Annotated in this window: 1 protein-coding gene; it reads left to right on the top strand. The window is 37.5% G+C overall.

Annotated features, from left to right (window positions below):
* A partial coding sequence (locus AOA59_RS31785; RefSeq protein ID WP_158235293.1) for a PAS domain S-box protein occupies positions 1 to 416 on the top strand: 416 nt, incomplete at both ends.

The raw sequence follows: 416 nt of genomic DNA, 5'->3' as shown, positions 1-416 counted from the left end.
GTTATTGAACAAGACTATTCAACCTTGATTAAGAATCTTCACAACTTTGTCTTTCGCACAGTATGGAATCCTAACCTTGGCCCGCAAGTAACTTTCTTAGCAGGGCGTCTTGCTGAAGAAATTGGACTCAATACTGATGAGGTGAAAGGTAAGCTAGTAACGAATGTGATCGGGGATAATAACCAACAGCCGTTTATTGAAAAACAGTTTCGAAAAGCTTTTGAAGGTAAAACTGTTAAATTTGAATATAAAGAGGGAAAACGTTTTTTTCATACAACACTTTCTCCAGTTAAAGATGAACAAGCAGAAGTAAAGGAAGTCATTGCTTCCATTAGTGATATTACAGACTTAAAACAATCGGAGCTTGCTGTTCGTAATATGGCGTACCATGATCCACTAACTGGACTTCCTAATCG

Origin of the sequence: Pseudomonas sp. 2822-15 (assembly GCF_002742515.1) — a bacterium.
GTDB lineage: Bacteria > Pseudomonadota > Gammaproteobacteria > Pseudomonadales > Pseudomonadaceae > Aquipseudomonas > Aquipseudomonas salomonii.
Note: the sequence above shows the minus strand (reverse complement) of the source record. Positions and strands in the feature narration are given on the sequence as shown.